Origin of the sequence: Streptomyces sp. NBC_01426, from assembly GCF_036231985.1 — a bacterium.
Taxonomy (GTDB): domain Bacteria; phylum Actinomycetota; class Actinomycetes; order Streptomycetales; family Streptomycetaceae; genus Streptomyces.
Map to the genome: position 1 here is coordinate 4219000 of NZ_CP109500.1, position 20914 is coordinate 4239913.

18 protein-coding genes and 1 pseudogene are annotated in these 20914 nt (G+C 71.2%); 11 read left to right on the forward strand and 8 right to left on the reverse strand.

The features are described from left to right. Nucleotides 1-188: 188 nt before the first annotated feature. From OG906_RS18735 to OG906_RS18760, 6 genes and pseudogenes are all read left to right on the forward strand, one after another. Nucleotides 189-1007, forward strand: a pseudogene (locus tag OG906_RS18735) (IS110 family transposase); the annotation flags it as partial. Nucleotides 1008-1335: 328 nt separating this feature from the next. Beyond that, on the forward strand, nt 1336-1500 hold the full coding sequence (locus tag OG906_RS18740; protein ID WP_107089134.1) for a DUF4177 domain-containing protein: 165 nt from the start codon (nt 1336-1338) through the stop codon (nt 1498-1500). After that, complete coding sequence (locus OG906_RS18745; RefSeq protein ID WP_267798041.1) at nt 1497-1970, forward strand: RidA family protein; 474 nt, start codon at nt 1497-1499, stop codon at nt 1968-1970. The genes OG906_RS18740 and OG906_RS18745 overlap by 4 nt, the downstream gene beginning before the upstream one ends. A gap of 117 nt (nt 1971-2087) precedes the next feature. Then, entirely contained in the window at nt 2088-3014 is a 927-nt protein-coding gene (locus OG906_RS18750) for an NUDIX hydrolase (RefSeq protein ID WP_329444281.1), read from the forward strand. Beyond that, nucleotides 3011-3856: an MBL fold metallo-hydrolase gene (locus tag OG906_RS18755; RefSeq protein WP_329444283.1), complete on the forward strand. Its 846-nt coding sequence runs from the start codon at nt 3011-3013 to the stop codon at nt 3854-3856. The genes OG906_RS18750 and OG906_RS18755 overlap by 4 nt, the downstream gene beginning before the upstream one ends. After that, complete coding sequence (locus OG906_RS18760; RefSeq protein WP_329444285.1) at nt 3853-4149, forward strand: hypothetical protein; 297 nt, start codon at nt 3853-3855, stop codon at nt 4147-4149. Before OG906_RS18755 ends, OG906_RS18760 begins: the two co-directional genes overlap by 4 nt. An 85-nt stretch (nt 4150-4234) precedes the next feature. Here OG906_RS18760 and OG906_RS18765 read toward each other — a convergent pair whose 3' ends face one another. Next, the gene (locus OG906_RS18765) at nt 4235-5059 is read right to left on the reverse strand and encodes a nucleotidyltransferase domain-containing protein (protein WP_329444287.1); all 825 of its coding nucleotides are present in this window, start codon (nt 5057-5059) and stop codon (nt 4235-4237) included. 90 nt (nt 5060-5149) lie between these two features. Continuing rightward, on the reverse strand, nt 5150-5824 hold the full coding sequence (locus OG906_RS18770) for a Crp/Fnr family transcriptional regulator (protein ID WP_003981529.1): 675 nt from the start codon (nt 5822-5824) through the stop codon (nt 5150-5152). A gap of 280 nt (nt 5825-6104) precedes the next feature. Here OG906_RS18770 and nth point away from each other — a divergent pair, with 280 nt between their 5' ends. The 3 genes from nth to OG906_RS18785 all read left to right on the forward strand — a co-directional run bounded on the left by nth (nt 6105) and on the right by OG906_RS18785 (nt 9068). Then, the gene (gene nth / locus OG906_RS18775) at nt 6105-6968 is read left to right on the forward strand and encodes an endonuclease III (protein WP_329444293.1); all 864 of its coding nucleotides are present in this window, start codon (nt 6105-6107) and stop codon (nt 6966-6968) included. A 125-nt stretch (nt 6969-7093) separates the two neighbouring features. Further along, the gene (locus tag OG906_RS18780; RefSeq protein ID WP_329444296.1) at nt 7094-7852 is read left to right on the forward strand and encodes an NUDIX hydrolase; all 759 of its coding nucleotides are present in this window, start codon (nt 7094-7096) and stop codon (nt 7850-7852) included. Nucleotides 7853-7865: 13 nt separating this feature from the next. Then, nucleotides 7866-9068, forward strand: a complete 1203-nt coding sequence (locus OG906_RS18785; protein ID WP_267798034.1) for a MarP family serine protease — start codon at nt 7866-7868, stop codon at nt 9066-9068. 430 nt (nt 9069-9498) lie between these two features. Here the strand turns inward: OG906_RS18785 and OG906_RS18790 are convergent, their stop codons facing one another. From OG906_RS18790 to OG906_RS18810, 5 genes are all read right to left on the reverse strand, one after another. Then, nucleotides 9499-10458 (reverse strand): alpha/beta fold hydrolase, encoded by a 960-nt coding sequence (locus OG906_RS18790; RefSeq protein ID WP_329444297.1) that lies wholly within the window; start codon nt 10456-10458, stop codon nt 9499-9501. Continuing rightward, on the reverse strand, nt 10455-10913 hold the full coding sequence (locus OG906_RS18795; RefSeq protein WP_267799857.1) for a phage holin family protein: 459 nt from the start codon (nt 10911-10913) through the stop codon (nt 10455-10457). Before OG906_RS18795 ends, OG906_RS18790 begins: the two co-directional genes overlap by 4 nt. 51 nt (nt 10914-10964) lie before the next feature. Then, nucleotides 10965-12422: a Na+/H+ antiporter NhaA gene (nhaA, locus tag OG906_RS18800; protein WP_329444307.1), complete on the reverse strand. Its 1458-nt coding sequence runs from the start codon at nt 12420-12422 to the stop codon at nt 10965-10967. Between the two features lie 220 nt (nt 12423-12642). After that, nucleotides 12643-14640, reverse strand: coding sequence for an acetate--CoA ligase (acs, locus tag OG906_RS18805; RefSeq protein WP_329444308.1), 1998 nt, complete (start codon nt 14638-14640; stop codon nt 12643-12645). A 189-nt stretch (nt 14641-14829) separates the two neighbouring features. Beyond that, nucleotides 14830-17271 carry a SulP family inorganic anion transporter gene (locus OG906_RS18810; RefSeq protein ID WP_329444309.1) on the reverse strand — a complete coding sequence of 814 codons (2442 nt, stop codon included), beginning with the start codon at nt 17269-17271 and terminating at the stop codon, nt 14830-14832. 235 nt (nt 17272-17506) lie between these two features. Here OG906_RS18810 and OG906_RS18815 point away from each other — a divergent pair, with 235 nt between their 5' ends. Next, entirely contained in the window at nt 17507-18823 is a 1317-nt protein-coding gene (locus tag OG906_RS18815; protein WP_329444310.1) for a hypothetical protein, read from the forward strand. Here OG906_RS18815 and OG906_RS18820 read toward each other — a convergent pair. Further along, on the reverse strand, nt 18777-19802 hold the full coding sequence (locus tag OG906_RS18820) for an ATP-binding protein (protein WP_267799862.1): 1026 nt from the start codon (nt 19800-19802) through the stop codon (nt 18777-18779). The genes OG906_RS18815 and OG906_RS18820 overlap by 47 nt on opposite strands. 109 nt (nt 19803-19911) lie before the next feature. Here OG906_RS18820 and OG906_RS18825 point away from each other — a divergent pair, with 109 nt between their 5' ends. Continuing rightward, nucleotides 19912-20766: an oxidoreductase gene (locus OG906_RS18825; protein WP_267799863.1), complete on the forward strand. Its 855-nt coding sequence runs from the start codon at nt 19912-19914 to the stop codon at nt 20764-20766. The last annotated feature ends 148 nt before the right edge of the window (nt 20767-20914 follow it).

Sequence of the window (20914 nt, forward strand, 5' to 3'; positions counted from 1 at the left end):
TCCTGGACGTCACCACCACACACCTTGATCACTCGTTGGAGTGGTGACGCGAGCCCGCCCGCACGGTGGTCCCTCGATGCGCCCGAGCCTTCCGGGTTCCGTGCACCGACGTCCGGAGTGAGCGAGCCGCGCGGCCCGCACCTGCTCGTGACCAGCGCGAACACCCGTGATCCCGGGGAGGGAACACCTTGATCTACTGCGGAATCGACTGGGCGGACAAGACCCACGACGTCGCCCTCGTCGATGCCGGCGGCCGGCTCCTGGCCGCACGCCGCATCACCGACGACGCGGCCGGTTACCAGCGCCTGCTCCACCTGCTCGCCGAGTACGGAGACACCCGGGACGCCCCGATCCCGGTCGCCATCGAGACCTCCCGGGGCCTGCTCGTCGCCGTCCTGCGCACCGGCGCTCGGCACGTCTTCGCCGTCGACCCGACGGCCGCGGCCCGCCACCGCCACCGGCACGGGGTCGACGAGAAGACCGACCACGGTGACGCCCTGGTCCTGGCGCACATCCTGCGCACCGACATGCACGCCCTGCGGCCGCTGTCGACGGACTCCGACGAGGCCCGCGCCGTCGCCGTCCTCGCCCGCGCACAGCAGGACGCCACCTGGCACCGCCAGCAGATCTCCCATCAGCTCCGGTCCCTGCTGCGCGAGTACTACCCCGCCGCCCTGGCCGCCGCCGCGCACGGCCCGAACGGCATCTTCCGGCCCGAGGCGCGCGAACTCCTCAAGGCGGCCCCGACCCCGGCCAAGGCCGCCCGGCTGACCCGGACCCAGATCACCGCCGCGCTCAAACGGGCCGGTCGCAGGCGGGGGATCGAAGCCGAGGTGGAACGGCTCCGCGCCGTCTTCCGCGCCGAGTGGGCCCACCAGCCGCCGCCGGTCGAAGAGGCCCTCGGTCGGCAGACGCTCGCCCTCCTGCTCCAACTGGCGGCCGCGTGCACGGCCGCCGACGACCTCGCCCAAGCCCTGGCCAAAGCCGTCGCCCAGCAGGCGGACGCCCCGGCCGACCCCGGCGGGGCGGTCGTGGCGGGCGGCCCGTCGGCGCCCGCACCCCGGGCGGCGGGCCGCTAGGTCCTGTCGTCGAAGTCTCGCCTGGCCCGCGGCGCCCGGTACCGCACCTCGCCGCGTTGTCGGGGCACCCGAGTACGTCCAGTACACGGGCGCCCCTGCGCCTTGCGATGCACGGCACCGGACACCGCGGGCCCTACCGGCGCCACTTCGACGACAGGACCCAGGCCCTGTCGGGCGCGGACGGGAGGAGGGGGTGGGACCACGCGCGATCCGGGGCGCGCGTGAGCCCCGCGCGACAGGCACTACGCTCGCTCCCATGACCAAGAAGTTCGAATACGCGACCGTCCCGCTGCTGGTCCACGCCACCAAGCAGATCCTGGACACCTGGGGCGAGGACGGCTGGGAGCTCGTCCAGGTCGTGCCCGGGCCGAACAACCCCGAGCAGCTCGTGGCCTACCTGAAGCGGGAGAAGTCGGCATGAGCGGGATCGTCGACGCGAGGCTGGCCGAGCTGGGCCTGACCCTGCCCGAGGTCGTTCCGCCGCTGGCCACGTACCAGCCGGCCGTCCGGTCGGGCGTGTACGTGTACACCGCGGGCCAGCTCCCGATGGTCAAGGGCAGCCTGCCGGTCACCGGCAAGGTCGGCGCCGAGGTCTCGGCGGAGCAGGCCAAGGAACTGGCCGCCACGTGCGCGCTGAACGCCCTGGCCGCCGTCAAGTCGGTGGTCGGCGACCTCGACAAGATCGCGCGTGTCGTCAAGGTCGTCGGTTTCATCGCCTCGGCGCCCGACTTCACCGCCCAGCCGGGCGTGCTGAACGGTGCGAGCGAGCTGCTGGGCGCCGTCCTCGGCGACAAGGGCGTGCACGCCCGCAGCGCCGTCGGTGTGGCGGTCCTGCCGCTGGACGCGCCGGTCGAGGTCGAGATCCAGGTCGAGCTCACCCCCGACGCCTGATCCCTCCGAGTGGCGGGGCCCCGCGTCGGAGCCCCGCCCCACCCGCCGGCCGACCCCGATTCCCGGGCGCGGGCGGCGGCTCTCGAACATCGGGCCGGATCCCCGTAGCATCCCGCCATGCCGAACGGTGAGCACGGACAGCAGACCACCCCCACCGGCCCCACCCCCGCCGGAGGCCAGTGGTACCCGCCCGAGTGGCCCGACCGCATCCGCGCGCTCGCGGACGGCGCCCTCACGCCCGTGGCGCCCAAACGCGCGGCCACGGTCATGCTGCTGCGGGACACCGACGGCGGCCCCGCCGTGCACATGCTCCGCCGCCGCACCTCCATGGCCTTCGCGGGCGGGGCGTACGCCTACCCCGGCGGGGGAGTGGACCCCCGCGACGAGGAGCACCTCGTCGGCTGGGCCGGACCGAGCCTCGCGGACTGGTCGGAGCGGCTGGGCACCGACCCCCGTACCGCCCAGGCGATCGTCTGCGGCGCGGTGCGCGAGACGTTCGAGGAGGCCGGCGTCCTGCTGGCGGGCGAGACCCCGGACAGCGTCGTCGGCGACACCACGGCCGACGACTGGGAGGCCGACCGGCTGGCCCTGGTCGCCCGAGAGCTGTCCTTCGCCGAGTTCCTCGACCGCCGGGGCCTCCTCCTGCGGTCCGACCTGCTCGGCGCGTGGGCCCGCTGGATCACCCCGGAGTTCGAGCCCCGCCGCTACGACACCTGGTTCTTCGTCGCCGCGCTCCCCGAGGGCCAGCGCACCCGCAACGCCTCGACCGAGGCCGACCGGACCGTCTGGATCCGGCCCGTCGACGCCGCCGCCGGCTACGACAAGGGCGAGCTGCTCATGATGCCGCCGACGATCTCCACCCTGCGCTCCCTGGAGCCGTACGACAGCCCCGCGCACGCCCTCGCGGCCGCCGCGGGCCAGGACCTGGCCCCGGTGCTCGCGCAGGCCACCCTGGAGAACGGCGAGCTGGTGCTCAGCTGGCCCGGCCACGACGAGTTCACCAAGCGCGTCCGACCCGGAAACCCCGGAGGAGCCACCGCATGACCGACGCCGCCGCACTGCCCGGCCAGCCCCGCGGAATGGTCACCTCCGGCCCCGCGACCGTCCGGGCGGTCAACATCCTGGCCCCCAACCCGTCCGCCATGACCCTGGACGGCACCAACACCTGGCTCGTCTCCGAACCGGACTCCGACCTCGCCGTCGTCATCGACCCCGGCCCGCTGGACGAGGCGCACCTGAAGGCCGTCGTCGACGTGGCCGAGAAGGCCGGCAAGCGGGTCGCGCTGACCCTGCTCACCCACGGCCACCCCGACCACGCCGAGGGCGCGGGCCGGTTCGCGGAGCTGACCGGCACGAAGGTGCGGGCGCTCGACCCCGCACTGCGGCTGGGCGACGAGGGTCTCGCCGCCGGGGACGTGATCCGGGTCGGCGGCCTGGAGCTGCGGGTGGTCCCGACCCCGGGCCACACCTCGGACTCGCTCTGCTTCCACCTGCCCGCCGATCGCGCCGTCCTGACCGGCGACACCATCCTGGGCCGGGGCACGACCGTCGTCGCGCATCCCGACGGCCGGCTCGGCGACTACCTGGACTCCCTACGCCGGCTGCGTTCCCTCACCGTCGACGACGGGGTCCACACGGTGCTCCCCGGCCACGGACCGGTGCTGGACGACGCGCAGGGCGCGGTGGAGTTCTACCTGGCGCACCGGGCGCACCGTCTCGCGCAGGTCGAGACGGCCGTGGAGAACGGTTTCCGCACTCCCGAGGCGGTCGTGGCCCGGGTCTACGCGGACGTGGACCGGTCGCTGTGGCCCGCCGCGGAATGGTCCGTTCGAGCGCAGCTGGAGTACCTTCAAGATCACGGACTGATCTCTGGGGGATCCGAATGAACTCGCTGTTCCTGCTGCTCGCGCTGATCGCCGCGGCCGCGTGGATCACCTCGACGGTCACACTGCGGATGAAGGCCCTCGAACGCCGGGCAGACGGCCTGGAACGCCGCCTGGGCCTGGTCCTGGACCACTTCGGGATCGAGGAGCCGGAGCCGGCCGGGCTGGACGAGGTACGGGCGTTGGTCCGCGAGGGCCGCCGGGTCGAGGCGATCCGCGTCTACCGGCGCATCACCGGCGCCGACCTGTTGACGGCCAAGCAGGCGGTCGAGTCCCTCACCGACCGGCAGGCCTGAGCCACGCGCGGATCGGCACGCCGCCGCCCGCCCGAGCCGCGCGGATCAGCCGGTCGAGTCCGCCGACGTCCGCCGACGTCCGCGGTCAGCCGGTCGGGCGCGGCGTCCTCGTCCCGTGCCGGGCGGTGTACTCGGCCGCGAGCCACGGTCCGAGGTCGTCGACGTACGCCGTCAGGACCGCCGGGTCCCCGACCGGTTCCAGCGCCACCGCCGCCGCGGCCCGCATCTGCGCCGCGCGCTCCGGGTAGTAGCGGCCGAAGATCTCCGCGGACTCGGCGAGGTCGCTGGTCCAGCCGCCCCAGCGGGGCATGACCAGCATGAGCCCGGTCCGCACCAGATGACGGGCGAAGGACCGGCTCAGCCTCCGGTACTCCTGCGGGGTCGAGGCCGCCCCGATCCTGGAGCGCCAGCCGGGGAGCAGGTCGGCCAGCCCGCCGTTGGTCTCCCGGGCGAGGACCCCGTCGGGCCGGTAGCGGGGCAGGTGCTCGGCCAGGTCGGCGCCCAGCAGCGGGGTGCACAGGCAGGCGAGGAACCAGCCCAGGTCGTGCCGTTCCGGCTCGCTGAGCAGGGTGTCCTTGCCGTACAGCAGGACACCGACCCCGTCGATCTGCGGGAAGTCCTCGTCGAGCCCCCGACCGAGCACCTCGGCGATGTCCCGGTCCTCGTCGCCGGGTTCCCGGTGCAGGGCGAGCAGCAGGTCCAGGTCCGACCGTCCGGGTCGGGCCGTGCCGCGCGGCACGGACCCGTACAGGTAGGCGCTGTGCAGCCGCCGGCCGTACGCCTCGGGGATCCGCTCGCGCGCGGCCGCGACGACCGGCGCGAACGCCGCCGGGACGCGGCTGAGCGAGCCCTCGCGCACGAAGCAGCCGTACGGGTCGAGCCCTCTGTGTTCCCCGCCTCCGTGCTCCATGTGATCCACTGTGCCTCCACGGGCGCCGCAACGGCGAGGAGGGGCCCCGCCCGACCGGGCAGGACCCCTCCATCGAGGAAACCGTGTGCGTCAGCGCGAGCGCTTGGCCAGTCGCTCCACGTCGAGCAGGATCACCGCGCGTGCCTCCAGGCGCAGCCACCCGCGGCCCGCGAAGTCGGCCAGCGCCTTGTTCACGGTCTCGCGCGACGCGCCGACGAGCTGGGCCAGCTCCTCCTGCGTGAGGTCGTGCACGACGTGGATGCCCTCCTCGGACTGCACGCCGAAGCGGCGCGACAGGTCGAGGAGCGCCCGGGCGACACGCCCCGGCACGTCGGAGAAGACCAGGTCGGACATCTGGTCGTTGGTCTTGCGCAGGCGCCGGGCGACGGCGCGCAGCAGGGCCGTGGCCACCTCGGGCCGGGCGTTCAGCCACGGCTGGAGGTCACCGTGCCCCAGACCCAGCAGCTTGACCTCGGTCAGGGCGGTGGCGGTGGCGGTGCGCGGGCCCGGGTCGAACAGCGACAGCTCGCCGATCAGCTCACCGGGGCCGAGGACGGCCAGCATGTTCTCGCGGCCGTCGGGGGAGGTGCGGTGCAGCTTCACCTTGCCCTCGGTGACGACATAGAGCCGATCACCGGGGTCGCCCTCGTGGAACAGGGCGTCACCGCGCGCGAGGGTCACCTCGCCCATGGAGGCGCGGAGCTCCGCGGCCTGCTCGTCATCGAGCGCCGCGAAGAGCGGGGCACGCCGCAGTACGTCGTCCACGAGTCTCTCTCCTATGTCGACCGGCTCAGGGGACCGTCTTCCCCCCATTTTGCCGGACGGCTCAAACAGTGCGATCAATCACGTTCCTCACAAGGATGCCGGACGTACGGGTGTGCTGTGCGGCGAGAGACCAATCAGGGTGGTGTTAGCTGAGGTCCGGACGGGTGTCGGCGGTCGGCCTTAGGCTGGCCGGGTGTCCAATAAGCCGGTGAGAGCACAGGCCAAGGGGTCCGCGGCAGTGACCGAGACCCAGAATTCAGCCGTGGGCGAACATGCCCCCATGAAGGTGCCCCCGAAGGCCCCGCCGCGCCCCCAGGGCAAAGCTTCGGCCAAGAAACCGGAGGCCCCGAAGAAGGCGCCGAAGGCTCCGCGACCGGAATCGCACCTCGCCATGGTCCGCCGGGCCCGGCGCATCAACCGGGAACTGGCCGAGGTGTACCCGTACGCCCATCCGGAGCTCGACTTCCGCAACCCGTTCGAGCTGCTGGTCGCCACCGTCCTGTCCGCGCAGACCACCGACCTGCGCGTGAACCAGACGACCCCGGCCCTCTTCGCCGCCTACCCGACCCCCGAGGACATGGCCGCGGCGGCCCCCGAGGATCTGGAGGAGCTGATCCGGCCGACCGGGTTCTTCCGGGCGAAGTCACGCTCGCTCCTCGGCCTCTCGCAGGCCCTGCGCGACAACTTCGGCGGCGAGGTCCCGTCCCGGATCGAGGACCTCGTGACGCTGCCCGGCGTGGGCCGCAAGACGGCCAACGTGGTCCTCGGCAACGTCTTCGGCGTCCCCGGGATCACCGTCGACACCCACTTCGGCCGGCTCGTCCGCCGCTGGAAGTGGACCGAACAGGAGGACCCGGAGAAGGTCGAGGCGGAGATCTGCGCGATCTTCCCCAAGAGCGAGTGGACGATGCTGTCCCACCGCGTCGTCTTCCACGGGCGCCGGATCTGCCACTCCCGCAAGCCCGCCTGCGGCGCCTGCCCCATCGCGCCCCTCTGCCCGGCGTACGGGGAGGGCGAGACGGACCCGGAGAAGGCGAAGAAGCTGCTGAAGTACGAGAAGGGCGGCCAACCGGGGCAGCGGCTGAGCCCGCCGCCGGACTACCCGGGCCTCCCGGCACCTCCCCTGGGCGTCGCCGCGCCCTGAGGACACGGCAGTGCGGCAGTAGGGCCCGGGCCCCGCACGGCGGCCCGCGGTGGAACCAATCCGGCCTCGGGGCGCGTTGTGTCGAGTATCGCCGGGGCCGGCAACGGCAGGGAGCAGGGTCGCCTATGACGCGGGGTACGAAGGACGAGAGCGTGACGGGCCTGCCGGCGGGCGCGCCCCAGGCCGGGCCCGTGGAGCCGTACGCCGACCCGCGCGGCGACGTCACCGTCAGCACCCGGGGCCTGCCCGCGTGGCTGGACCCGGTGGTCGAGGCCGTGCGCACGGTCCGCCCCGAGCAGTTGAGCCGCTTCCTGCCTCCCGAGGACGGGCGGGGCCGCCAGTCGGCCGTGCTGATCCTCTTCGGCGAGGGGCCGCGCGGCCCGGAACTGCTGCTCCAGGAACGCGCGAGCAGCCTCCGTTCGCACGCGGGCCAGCCGTCCTTCCCGGGCGGCGCCCTCGACCCCGAGGACGGCGATCCGCACACCACCGGTCCACTGCGCGCGGCCCTGCGCGAGGCCGAGGAGGAGACCGGGCTGGATCCCAAGGGGGTCCAGCTCTTCGGCGTGCTGCCACGCCTCTACATTCCCGTCAGCCAGTTCGTGGTGTCCCCGGTGCTGGGCTGGTGGCGCGATCCCAGCCCGATCCGCGTGGTCGACCCGGCGGAGACGGCTCGGGTGTTCACGGTTCCCGTGGCGGATCTCACGGATCCCGATCACCGGGTGACCGTGGTCCACGCCCGCGGCTTCAGAGGCCCCGCTTTCACCGTCGAATCGGCTCTGGTCTGGGGTTTTACCGCCGGGGTGATCGACCGAATCCTGCATTTCGCGGGGTGGGAGCAGCCGTGGGACCGGTCACGCCAGGTCCCGCTCGACTGGCGCGCGTGAGACGGTGACCCACGTGAACGTGCTGGACATCCTGTTGTTGGTCGCCGCCGTGTGGTTCGCGATCGTCGGCTACCGCCAAGGCTTCGTCGTCGGCATCCTGTCGGTGATCGGCTTCCTCGGCGGTGGTCTCATCGCCGTGTCCCTGTTGCCGCTGGTCTGGGACCAGGTCACCGACAACGGCAGCCAGGTGTCCACCACCGTCGTGGTCGTCGCCGTCGTCGTCATCATCGTCTTCGCCTCGATCGGGCAGGCCTTCACCACCCATCTGGGCAACAAACTGAGACGCCACATCACGTGGTCGCCGGCCCGCGCGCTCGACGCGACGGGCGGAGCTCTGGTCAACGTCGTCGCGATGCTGCTGGTGGCCTGGTTGATCGGCTCCCTGCTCGCCCAGGCGGCCCTGCCCTCGGTGGGCAAGGAGGTCCGCAACTCCAAGGTCCTCATCGGCGTGTCCCAGGTGCTGCCCGCGCAGGCGAACACCTTGTTCTCGGACTTCAGTTCCACCCTGGCCCGCAACGGCTTCCCGCAGGTGTTCAGCCCGTTCTCCAGCGAACCCATCACCGAGGTGAAGCCGCCGGATCCGGCGCTGTCCAACAGCGCGGTCTCCGAGCGGGCCAAGCGCTCGATAGTGAAGGTCGTCGGGACCGCGCCCAGTTGCAGCAAGGTCCTGGAGGGCACCGGCTTCGTCTTCGCGCCGGGCAAGGTCATGACCAACGCGCACGTCGTCGGCGGCGTCCGCGAGCCGACCGTGCAGATCGGCGGCGAGGGCAAGCTGTACGACGGCAAGGTCGTGCTCTACGACTGGGAACGCGACATCGCGGTGCTCGACGTACCCAAGCTGAAGGCGCCGGTGTTGGAGTTCATCGAGAAGGACGCGACGAGCGGCAGTGACGCGATCGTCGCCGGCTTCCCGGAGAACGGCGCGTACGACGTCCGTCCGGCGCGCGTCCGCGGCCGCATCAACGCCAACGGCCCGGACATCTACCACCGGGGCACCGTGCGACGCGACGTGTACTCGCTGTACGCGACCGTCCGCCAGGGCAACTCCGGCGGCCCGCTCCTGACGCCCGACGGCAGGGTGTACGGGGTCGTCTTCGCGAAGTCGCTGGACGACCCGAACACCGGCTACGCCCTGACCGCGGACGAGGTCCGCGACGACGTCAGGATCGGCAGGAACTCCGTGCGAGAGGTCGACAGCCAGGGCTGCGCCCTCTGAGCGGAGCCGGCGACGCGCGTGCCCGTACGTCCGAATCCGGGGGTACGGGCGCCCGTACGTCGGGGTCCGGATGAAGGGGGCCCGCATGCACGGGACTCGCATGCACGGGACCCCGTATGCCGGGACTCCTACATCCGAGGATGCCGCAGGCGTGCCGACACCCAGCGGGCGCGGCGACGCAGGATGCGCGGAATACCGAGTCGGGGGTCGTGGCCGTCCCGGCCCGCCCTCTCGTGGGTGCCCGGCTCATCGGCCGAGCGGCGTTCGTGTGCGGTGTCACCGTAGTCGTGCGTCCAGCTCATACTTCGAGCTGTGCCCGGGCCCCAAGGTCGGTAATCCCGTCCGGAGCGGCCAATTGGCCTATGCGCGCGGCAATTGAATGTTTGTCATACAAGCGTGCGGCTGGTGTGTCCGGCCGTCAGGTGCCCGCTCAGCGGTCCGGCTCGGGGTCCTTCAGCCAGTTCACCAGCTCGGTCGTGAACGCGGCCGGATCCTCCTCGTGGGGGAAGTGCCCGAGCCCGTCGAACAGCCGCCAACGGTACGGCGCTTCGACGTACTCCCCGGAGCCCGCGGCGCTGCGCGTACGCATCACCGGGTCGAGCGAGCCGTGCAGGTGCAGCGTCGGCACCCGCACCGGTCGCTTCATGCGCCGGTTGAACTGGAGCCCGTCGGGCCGGGCCAGGGAACGCATCATCCAGCGGTACGGCTCGATCGAGCAGTGCGCGGTGGACGGGATGCACATCGCCCGCCGGTACACGGCCAGTTCCTCCTCCGCCGGCGGCACCGGACCCGACCAGTCCCGGATCAGCTGCCCCACGAGCGCCCCGTCGTCCGCGACGAGCCGGCGCTCGGGGATGAACGGCCTCTGGAACCCCCAGATGTGGGAACTCGCGCGGGTCTGCCCGAAGTCGGCGAGCATCGCGGAGCGCCAGCGCCTCGGGTGCGGCATCGACGAGACCACCAGTCGGCGCACCAGCTTGGGCCGCATCACGGCCGCCGTCCAGGCGAGATAGCCGCCCAGGTCGTGCCCGACGAGCGCGGCGTCCGGCTCGCCCAGGGACCGGATGACCCCGGTGACGTCGAGCGCCAGGTTCGCCGGGTCGTAACCGCGCGGGGTGCGGTCGCTGCCCCCCACCCCGCGCAGGTCCATCGCGACGGCGCGGTAACCGGCATCGGCGAGCGCGGTCATCTGGTGCCGCCACGTCCACCAGAACTGCGGGAAGCCGTGCAGGAGCAACACCAGGGGACCGTCACCGAGCTCGGCCACGTGGAACCGCGCACCATTGGCCGCGACGTCCCGGTGCGTCACCGCCCTCCCGCCCGGGATGTCGATCCGTGCCGCGGAGGCGGCAGTGGGCGGGGCGCCGAAGTCCGGCGAGGGGGCGGTCATGAGGACGAGCGTGCCACACCCACAGCGTTGTCACTCACCGCGCGCGGGTGGGGCTTGACGGTCGCGACGACCGCCGCGGTCTGCTTGACGGAGGCGATGGACTTCTCCGGCGGCTTGACCTTCTTGAACTTCGACACGGCCAGCAGCGCGAGCAGGCCCGCGAGCAGCAGGAACGCGACGCCGACGATGAGGAAGGACCACGCGAGCCCGAGCCCGAGGTTGTGGATCCCGTACGCCGCGGCGAAGCTCAGCACCGGCAGGGAGAAGAGCGCGAACACTCCCGCGACCGAAATGGCGGCGCTGCCGACACCCGCGCGCTTGACGTCCTGGCGCAGCTCCGCCTTCGCGAGGGCGATCTCGTCGTGCACCAGGGCGGACATCTCGGCGGTGGCCGACGCGACCAGCTGACCCAGCGTGCGCTCGGCTCCTTGCGGCCCTTGGTCCACTGCGCTCATCGCTCTCTCCCTAAGTAGTCCGTCGTCGACGGCTGTCCTTCGTCACTCAGATCATGCCGGACGGTCGCCGTCGGTGCGGCCCCCGGTGTCCGCTTCCGTTGCGCCGGTCGTGGCGGACGCCGTCCCCGGGGCCGCCGCCGCCTCGGCCCTGCGACGGTGTTCCGCGGCCTTCTCCTCGTGGATCCGCGCCATGCGCAGGTGGTAGCCGGGGTCGTCCTGCTCGTAGATGTCGGGGATTCCGTCGAGATCCTCGTCGCGATCCTCCGCCTCGGCGAGCGCCCGGTACCTGCGGTCGCGCATCTTCAGCATCACGCTCGCGATGATCGCGGCGATCAGCGAGCCGATCAGGACGGCGGCCTTGACCTCGTCCATGAGGGTGGCGTCGTCGGCGAAGGCGAGTTCGCCGATCAGCAGGGAGACGGTGAATCCGATGCCGGCGAGCGAGGCCACGGCGAGCACGTCCGGCCAGGCCAGGTCCTCGTTGAGCTCCGCCCTGGTGAAGCGCGCGGCCAGCCAGGTGCCGCCGAAGATGCCCACCGTCTTGCCGACGACCAGGCCGAGGACCACACCGAGGGTCTCGGGGCGGGTGAAGACCTGCGCGATGGCCTCGTCGGAGAGGGACACGCCCGCGGAGAACAGGGCGAAGAGGGGGACGGCCAGCGCCGCGGAGATCGGGCGGACCAGGTGCTCGATGTGCTCGCCGGGAGACTGCTCCTCGCCCTCCTCGCGGTGGCAGCGGAGCATCAGGCCCATGGCGACGCCGGCAATGGTGGAGTGGACCCCGCTGTTGTACATCAGGCCCCAGATGACCAGGGCGAGCGGGACGTACACGTACCAGCCGCGGACGCGCTTGCGGAGCAGGAACCAGAAGAGGACCAGCCCCACGAGGGCGCCGCCGAGCGCCAGGAAGTCGATGTCGCTGGTGAAGAACACCGCGATGATCAGGATGGCGAACAGGTCGTCCACGACCGCGAGGGTCAGCAGGAACGCGCGCAGGGCGGACGGCAGCGAGGTGCCGATGACCGCGAGGACGGCCAGCGCGAAGGCGATGTCGGTGGCGGTCGGGACCGCCCAGCCGCTGATCGAGCCGTCGCCCAGGACGTTGACCAGTACGTAGACCAGCGCGGGAACCGCCATGCCGCACAGGGCGGCGATCACCGGGAGGGCGGCGGCCTTGGCGTCGCGCAGGTCGCCCGCGACGAGTTCGCGTTTGAGCTCGATGCCCGCGACGAAGAAGAAGATGGCCAACAGCCCGTCGGCCGCCCAGTGCTGGATCGAGAGGTCCAGGCCCAGGGAGGCGGGGCCGATGTGGAAGGACCGGACGGTGTCGTAGCTGTCCGAGAGGGCCGGGATGTTCGCCCACACGAGCGCGGCGATCGCGGCCAGCAGGAGCAGGACACCGCCGACGGTCTCGGTGCGCAGGGCATCGGCGACGAAGCGGCGCTCGGGCAGCGACAGCCTGCCGAGCAGCTTGCGGCTCTTGTCGTCGGTGGGGCGGGGCGCGGCCACGTGAAGGACACCTCCGGGGTGGGTTGGACGGCATGACGAAGCACATTGCCGACCAGACTTCCCGGCGCACCCTGTGGAGTACTTATTTACGTTTCTCGTACTTTACAGGCGGTACGCAAGGTCATATCCAGTGATCTTCGGGTGATCATCACTTTAAGTGCGAAAGGGGCATCCGGCGCGCCGCGCCGGATGCCCCTTCCCGCCGTGTCGCGCGGTCGACTCAGTCCTCGCTGCCCGCTGCGGGCAGCTTGCTCTGGATCAGGTCCATGACCGAGGAGTCCGCGAGCGTCGTGACGTCACCGACCGCCCGGTTCTCCGCCACATCACGCAGCAGACGGCGCATGATCTTGCCCGAACGGGTCTTCGGCAGTTCCTGCACGGGCAGGATCCGCTTCGGCTTCGCGATCGGGCCGAGTGTGGCGCCCACGTGGTTGCGCAGCTCGGCGACCAGGGTCTCCGTCTCCGAGGCGCTCCCGCGCAGGATGACGAAGGCCACGATGGCCTGACCGGTGGTCTCGTCGTTCGCGCCGACCACCGCCGCCTCGGCGACGGACGGGTGCGAGACCAGCGCGGACTCGACCTCGGTCGTGGAGATGTTGTGGCCGGACACCAGCATCACGTCGTCCACCCGGCCGAGCAGCCAGATGTCGCCGTCGTCGTCCTTCTTGGCGCCGTCGCCCGCGAAGTACTTGCCCGCGAAGCGCGACCAGTACGTGTCGATGAAGCGCTGGTCGTCACCCCAGATGGTGCGCAGCATCGAGGGCCACGGCTCGGTGAGCACCAGGTACCCGCCCCCGCCGTTCGGGACCTCGTTCGCCTCGTCGTCCACCACGGTGGCGCCGATGCCGGGCAGCGCGCGCTGGGCCGAACCGGGCTTGGTCGAGGTGACACCCGGCAGCGGCGAGATCATCATCGCGCCGGTCTCGGTCTGCCACCAGGTGTCCACGATCGGGCAGCGGTCGCCGCCGATGTGCTTGCGGTACCAGATCCAGGCCTCGGGATTGATCGGCTCGCCGACCGAGCCCAGCACCCGCAGGCTGGAGAGGTCGAACTTCGCGGGGATGTCGTCGCCCCACTTCATGAACGTGCGGATCGCCGTGGGCGCCGTGTAGAGGATGGTGACGCCGTACTTCTGCACGACCTCCCAGAACCGACCCTGGTGCGGGGTGTCCGGGGTGCCCTCGTACATGACCTGGGTGGCACCGTTGGCGAGCGGCCCGTAGACGATGTACGAGTGCCCGGTGACCCAGCCGATGTCGGCGGTGCACCAGTAGACGTCGCTCTCCGGCTTCAGGTCGAACACCGCGTGGTGGGTGTACGCGGCCTGCGTCAGGTAGCCGCCGGAGGTGTGCAGGATGCCCTTCGGCTTACCCGTGGTCCCCGAGGTGTAGAGGATGAACAGCGGGTGCTCGGCGTCGAAGGCCTGCGGGGTGTGCTCGGCGGACTGACGCCCGACGATCTCGTGCCACCAGACGTCGCGGCCCTCGGTGAAGGCGGTGTCCTGGCCGGTGCGCTGCACCACGAGAACATGCTTGACCTGCGGACACTTGCCGACGGCCTCGTCGATGGCGGGCTTGAGCGCACTGGGCTTGCCGCGGCGGTAGCCGCCGTCGGCGGTGATGACCAGCTTGGCGTCGGCGTCCTGGATGCGGGAGGCGACGGCGTCGGCGGAGAAACCGCCGAAGACCACCGAGTGGGCCGCGCCGACGCGGGCGCACGCCAACATCGCGACGACGGCCTCGGGGATCATCGGGAGGTAGACGGCGACGCGGTCCCCGGCGACGACACCCAGCTCGGTCAGGGCGTTGGCGGCCTTGGAGACCTCGTCCTTGAGCTGCGCGTAGGTGATCGATCGGCTGTCGCCGGGCTCACCCTCGAAGTGGAGGGCCACGCGGTCGCCGTTGCCGGCCTCCACGTGCCGGTCCACGCAGTTGTACGCGACGTTCAGCTTGCCGTCCGCGAACCACTTGGCGAAGGGCGGGTTGCTCCAGTCGAGCGTCTCGGTCGGCTCGGTGTCCCAGGTCAGCCGCCGGGCCTGCTCGGCCCAGAAGCCCAGCCGGTCCGCATCGGCCTGTGCATACGCAGCCTCGGTCACATTGGCGGCGGCGGCCAGATCGGCGGGCGGTGCGAACCGCCGCTCCTCTTTGAGCAGATTGGCCAGGCTTTCATTGCTCACGACATCTCCCTTTCCCAGGGTGTCCGTTGTGTCCCCGGGCATAGCTCATCAGTCGGCGGCCCGGGTGACAAGGGGTAGCCGGGAATTGGTTTAGACCTATATCACGGCCGGACCCACGCGCAAGTGGCCCCTTCTCGCCGCAGGGTGCGAGAAGGGGCCACTTCGTGGCACGGATATCGGAGGGTATCGGTTCAGCCGGCTACGCGATCCGGGCTGGGGTGCACGGGAGGTTCAGGCGCGTTGACCGACGCTGTCGAAGACCCGGCAGTCGAAGAAGTCCTCACCCTCCGAGAGCAGATACGCCTGCGCCTCGCCCACGTGGAAGTACATGCCGTGCAGCTCCAGCGTGCCCTCGGCGAGCCGGCGGGCGACCGATTCGTGCGCCCGCAGGTGCTCCAGCTGCTGCACCACATTGGTCAGGCACAACTGTTCCACGGCGTCGGCCGGCAGCCTGCCCGAGATCCGGGCCCACGCGTGATGACGGCTGGCCATCCGCTCCAGGCTGGGCAGGCCGTGCCGCAACCAGCGGCGCAGCGGGGTCATCGGGGTGCCGGGGTGGGAGTTCAGCAGGGCCTGCATGGCCCCGCAGCCCGAGTGGCCGCACACCGTGATGCTGTCCACCTGGAGGACGTCCACGGCGTACTCGATCGCCGCCGCCACCGAGTCGTCCGTGGACTCCGCCCCCGGCAACGGCACCAGGTTGCCGACGTTGCGCACGGTGAACAGGTCTCCGGGACCGCTGGCCGTGATCATGCTGGTCACCAGGCGGGAGTCCGCGCAGGTGAGGAAGAGCTGCGAAGGCCGCTGCCCCTCGCGCGCCAGCCGGGCCAGTTCGTCACGGACACGGGGAGCGGTGTCCCGCTGGAACGCGCTGATGCCGTTGGCCAGCCGACCCGCTCCGCGCCGCCGGGGCTCGACCGCCGGACCGCCCTCGGCGGCGCCGGGGATCGTACGGTCCTGTACGTCGACGGCGTCGCCCGAGCCCGCGTCGGCGCGGTGGTCGCAGTGGTTCTGCCAGGGGGTCCAGGGGCGGCAGCACTGATGGGTCCCGCGCTGGCCCGCTCCGGCACCCATGCCCCGATCGACCATGCCCGGATCCACCATGCCCCGGTCGGCCATGCTGCGGTCGGTCTCGGGGGCGCGGTTGACGGAGCGGCCGGTGACCTCCACCGAACCGCCGTGCGCCCGATGGGAGTCCTGCCAGTCGTGCAGGGTCTCGTAGGCGGCATGGTCCATGAACGAGCCGTCCAGCTCGATCACCGCGTGCCGGTCGTGCGGGATCTGGTTCAGTACCCGACTCAACCGGGGTACCGCGAGGAAGGTCAACTGGCCGCGCGCCCAGACGCGGTGGACCCCGTCGAGCTCCTCCACCGTGATCCGGGTCCGCGCGAGGCGGTGCAGGGCCAGGCCGACCGCCACGGCCACACCGACGGCGACCCCCTCCAGCACCCCACCGAGCACCACGGCCACGATCGTCGTTGCGTAGACCAGGACTTCACGGTGTCGGGTGACGGTCCGCAGATGCGTGATGCTGACCATCTGCACGCCCACCGCCATCACCAGGGCGGCCAGCGCGGCGAGCGGGATCAGATCGAGCACCGGCACGAGCAGCGCGGCCGCGATCAACACCCAGAGCCCGTGCATCATCGAGGAATTGCGGCTGGTGGCACCGGATTTGACGTTGGCGACGCTACGGACCGCCACGCCCGTGACGGGCAGCCCGCCCAGCGCTCCGGAGACGATGTTCGCCGCACCCTGTCCGCGCAGTTCACGGTTGAGGTCGACGCGCGGCGGACGGTTGTCCGTGCCCCGCTCGGAGGCGATCAGCTTGTCGGTGGCGACCGCGGACAGCAGGGACTCCACACTGCCGACCAGCGTGATGGTCAGTACCGCGGCGATGAGGCCGAGGATCGGGCCCTCGGGCAGCTCGGGCAGTGCGTGGCTGCGCCAGGACGGCAGGTCCACCCGGGGCAGGCTGGGCCCGGCTAGGGCGGCGAACGCGGTGGCCGTGGCGACGGCCGCGAGCGCGGCGGGAACCTTGCGCAGGTTCCGGCCGATCCGGCCCGGCAGCCGAGGCCAACCGAGCAGGATGACCAGGGTGAGCGCGCTGATGCCCAGTGCGACCGGATGGAGGTCGGCCAACTGGCCGGGCAGACCCTGGACGTTGGCCACGGCGGAGCTCTGCGGGGTGCCGCCGAGGACGATGTGCAGTTGCGCCAGCGCGATGGTCACGCCGATGCCGGCGAGCATGCCGTGCACGATCGCCGGGCTCACCATCAGCGCAGACCGGGCCGTACGCAGGAAGGCGAGCCCGAGCTGGCAGCAGCCGGCGAACACGGTGATGGCGCAGGTGGTGCGCCACCCGTAGCGCTGGATCAGTTCGGCGGTGACCACCGTGAGGCCTGCGGCGGGGCCGCTGACCTGGAGCGGCGCGCCCCCGAGCCGTCCGGCCACGATCCCGCCGACGGCCGCGGCCACCAGCCCCGCCTGGAGCGGGGCGCCCGTGGCCAGGGCGATGCCCAGCGAGAGCGGCAGGGCGATCAGGAAGACGGCGATGGAGGCGGAGAGGTCCGCCGGGAAGCTTTTGACGGACACGGGGGGTGGGGTGGACGGAGGGGGCGAGAGGGCGGTGCCCGTGGAGTCTTCGGCGGCGCCTTCGGTGGTGGCTTTCATGGGTTCCCGTCTCCTCTGGGGGAGGGATGAAGCGGCGGGAGTCTCAACACTCGGTAAATGAACGGTAATGGAGAGTAAAGAGAGGTGGTGGGAAATGGGAGTAAATGGCCTAGGAATTAGCCCCCAGGAGTGATTAAACATTTTGTCCGGCTTGTCACATCTTCCTTAAACCTGACCGCATGGGACGTTGCGGCGCGGAAGTCCTGCGATGGAACTGCGAGGGAGAGGTGTGCGGATGATCGCCGCCACGAAGAAGATCGCCGGCGGCCTGGTCGCCACGGCCCTGGTCCTGGGCGCTGCCGGGTGCTCCTCGGAACCCGCCAAGCCCGCGCCCGGTGGCCAGAACGCCAGGAAGGGCGCCGCCGCACCGGAAGCGGCCCCGGGCAGTGTGAAGCGGCTCATCGGGGACGGCTCGACCGCGTACACCGGCCTCCAGCCGAACGTCGTGAAGCCCCAGCGGATGAAGCCCGGTGAGAAGCCCCCGCAGTTCGTCGTCTTCTCGTGGGACGGCGCCGGCGAGGACAGCCAGAAGCTCTTCTCGCACTTCCGTGAGGTCGGCAAGGAGTACAACGCCCGGATGACCTACTTCCTCAGCGGCGTGTACATGCTGCCGGAGGAGAAGGCCTCGCTCTACACCGCTCCTCAACACTCCCCGGGACGTTCCGACATCGGTTTCGGCGACCTCCAGGGCATCAAGGACACCGCCACCCAGGTGCGTGCGGCCTGGCAGGAGGGCAACGAGATCGGCACCCACTTCAACGGCCACTTCTGCGGCCCCGAGGGCGGCGTCGGCACCTGGTCCGTCGAGGAGTGGAAGAGCGAGATCAGCCAGGCCAAGTCGTTCGTCAAGAACTGGAAGACGAACACTCCGGCGCTGAAGGGCCTGGAGCCGCTCCCGTTCGACTACGACAAGGAGTTGATCGGCGCCCGCACCCCCTGCCTCGAAGGCCAGAAGAACTTCATGCTGGCGGCCAAGGACATGGGCTTCCGCTACGACTCCAGCGGCATCAGCAAGCAGATCTGGCCCAAGAAGACCGACGGGCTCTGGGACCTCCCGCTGCAACTGGTGCCCATGCCGGGGCGCGCCTTCGACACGCTGAGCATGGACTACAACTACATGGTCAACCAGTCCGGGACGACCACCCAGGGAGACCCCTCGCAGCACGCCTACTGGGGCGAGCAGATGCGCGACGGCCTCCAGAAGGCCTTCGACCGGGTCTACCAGGGCAACCGGGCGCCGCTGATCATCGGCAACCACTTCGAGTCCTGGAACGGCGGAACCTACATGAAGGCCGTCGAGGACTCCATCAAGTCCATGTGCACCCAGAAGGAGGTCCGCTGCGTGCCGTTCCGCGAGCTGGCCGACTGGCTGGACGCCCAGGACCCGAAGGCGCTGACGTGGATGCGCGGCCTCGACGTCGGTGAGGCTCCGAAGGACGGCTGGAACAAGTTCCTCACCGCGGGGCCGCCGGCAGCGCCGGCCGCCCCCGGTTCCCCGGCCGGGGTCAAGCCGGCTGCGGAGTCGGCCGGGTCAGGGTCGGACGAGGGCTGACCACCTCCGCGCTCGGGGTCTCGCGGAGGACGAAATCGGGGTCGACCTGTTCCGCCAGGTCGACCCCGGTCTTCGCGTTCCCCCAGCTCTCGGCGTTCCGCAGGTGGAAGTGGACCATCTGCTGCGTGTACCGGGCCCAGTCCCGGTCGGCGTACGAGTCCTCGGCGGCGTCCTGGAGCGCCTGCAGCGCCAGCCGGTTGGTCGCCTCCAGCAGCTCGAACCGGGCCGGGCGCCCCTTCTCCATCGACCGCACCCAGTCCGAATGCCCGACGGTGACCAGCAGGTCGTCGCCGACCTCGTCCTGGAGGAACTCGATGTCCTCCGGCCCCTGCACCTTGTTGCCGATCACCTTGAGCGCGATCCCGAAGTCCCGGGCGTACTCCTTGTACTGGCGGTAGACGGAGACGCCCTTGCGAGTCGGCTCGGCCACCAGGAAGGTCATGTCGAAGCGGGTGAACATGCCCGACGCGAACGAGTCCGAACCGGCGGTCATGTCGACGACCACGTACTCGTCTGGACCGTCGACCAGGTGGTTGAGGCAGAGTTCGACCGCCCCGACCTTGGAGTGGTAGCAGGCCACACCCAGGTCCGCCTCGGTGAACGGCCCCGTGGCCATCAGGCGGACGGGCTCGCCGTCGAGCATCAGCGTGCGCGCGCACGCCTCGTACACCGGGTTGTCCTCCGTGACCCCCAACAGGCGGGAGCCGGTCCCGGGCGGAGTCGTCTTGATCATGGCCTCGGCGGACGCGATGCGCGGGTTCGATCCGCGCAGGTAGTCCTTGATGAGGGGCAGGTGCGCGCCCAGGGCGGGCAGCTCGGCGGCCTCGTCCTCGCCGAGCCCGAGCGCCACGCCGAGATGCTGGTTGATGTCGGCGTCCACCGCGACGACGGGGGCTTCATTGGCGGCAAGGTGGCGGATGAAGAGGGAGGACAGCGTGGTCTTACCGCTGCCGCCCTTTCCCACGAAAGCGATCTTCATGTTCACCAAGCGTAGTGGGTTGATCGCGCTACGTGGTCTACCTGAGTGAAGAAGACCACTCCAAGGAGGGGTCGGTGCTATGCGCGCACAGTGCGTAGGCTCCCTACTTATGAGTAGCGCTGCTGACCCGCTGGCCCCACTGGCCGGGCTGCCGGGTGTCTCCGATTCCGTGGATTCCGTACGCAAGGCCGTGGACCGGGTCTACGGGCACCGGGTGATGCGTCGTCGCAGCGGGGAGATCGCCTCGGAGGCGGCGCTGCGCGGCGCGCGCGGGAGCGCGGCGCTGTCGGGCGCCGACTGGGCTCTGGAAGAGGTGCGTCGCCGCACCGACTTCGGCTCGGAGGCGCAGGCACGGGCGGTGGGCGCCGCCCTGCGCCTGACGGCCGAGGCCGGGCAGCTCCTGAGCATCTGGCGACAGTCCCCGATGCGTGTGCTCGCACGCCTGCACCTGGTCGCGTCGGGTTCGACGCCCGCGGCTGCGGACGCCTTCGCGCCGTCGGCGATCGAGGGTGACACGGTGGGACGGCCCCGCCTGGCGGGTGAACCGGTGGACGAGCCGCTGATCGACCTGCCGCTCCCGAGCGCCGAGGAGGTCGCCGGCCGGCTGGACGGGCTGTCGCGGCTGATCATCGCGGGCGGCTCCTCACCGGCGCTGATCACGGCATCGGTGGTGCACGGCGAACTGCTGGCCCTGCGTCCCTTCGGGACCTACAACGGCCTGGTCGCACGGGCGGCCGAGCGGATCGTACTGATCAACAGCGGGCTCGACCCGAAGGCCATCTGCCCGGCCGAGGTCGGCCACGCGGAGCAGGGCGCGGAGGCCTACGTGGCGGCCTTCGAGGGGTACGTGTCCGGAACCGCGGAGGGCATGGCCGCCTGGATCGCGCACTGCGGGCGGGCGATCGAGCTGGGCTCCCGGGAGTCGATGGCGGTCTGCGAGGCGCTCCAGCGCGGCGCTGCCTGACACGGGCACTTCCTGAACGCGGGCGGGCGCTGCCTGTGGACGCGGGCACTGTCTGAACGCGGGCACTGTCTGCTGCACGCGGGCACTGTCTGAACACGGGTTGCGGCGACACCGTCTTGCCTTGGTGTCGCCGCTGGCACTCGCGCCC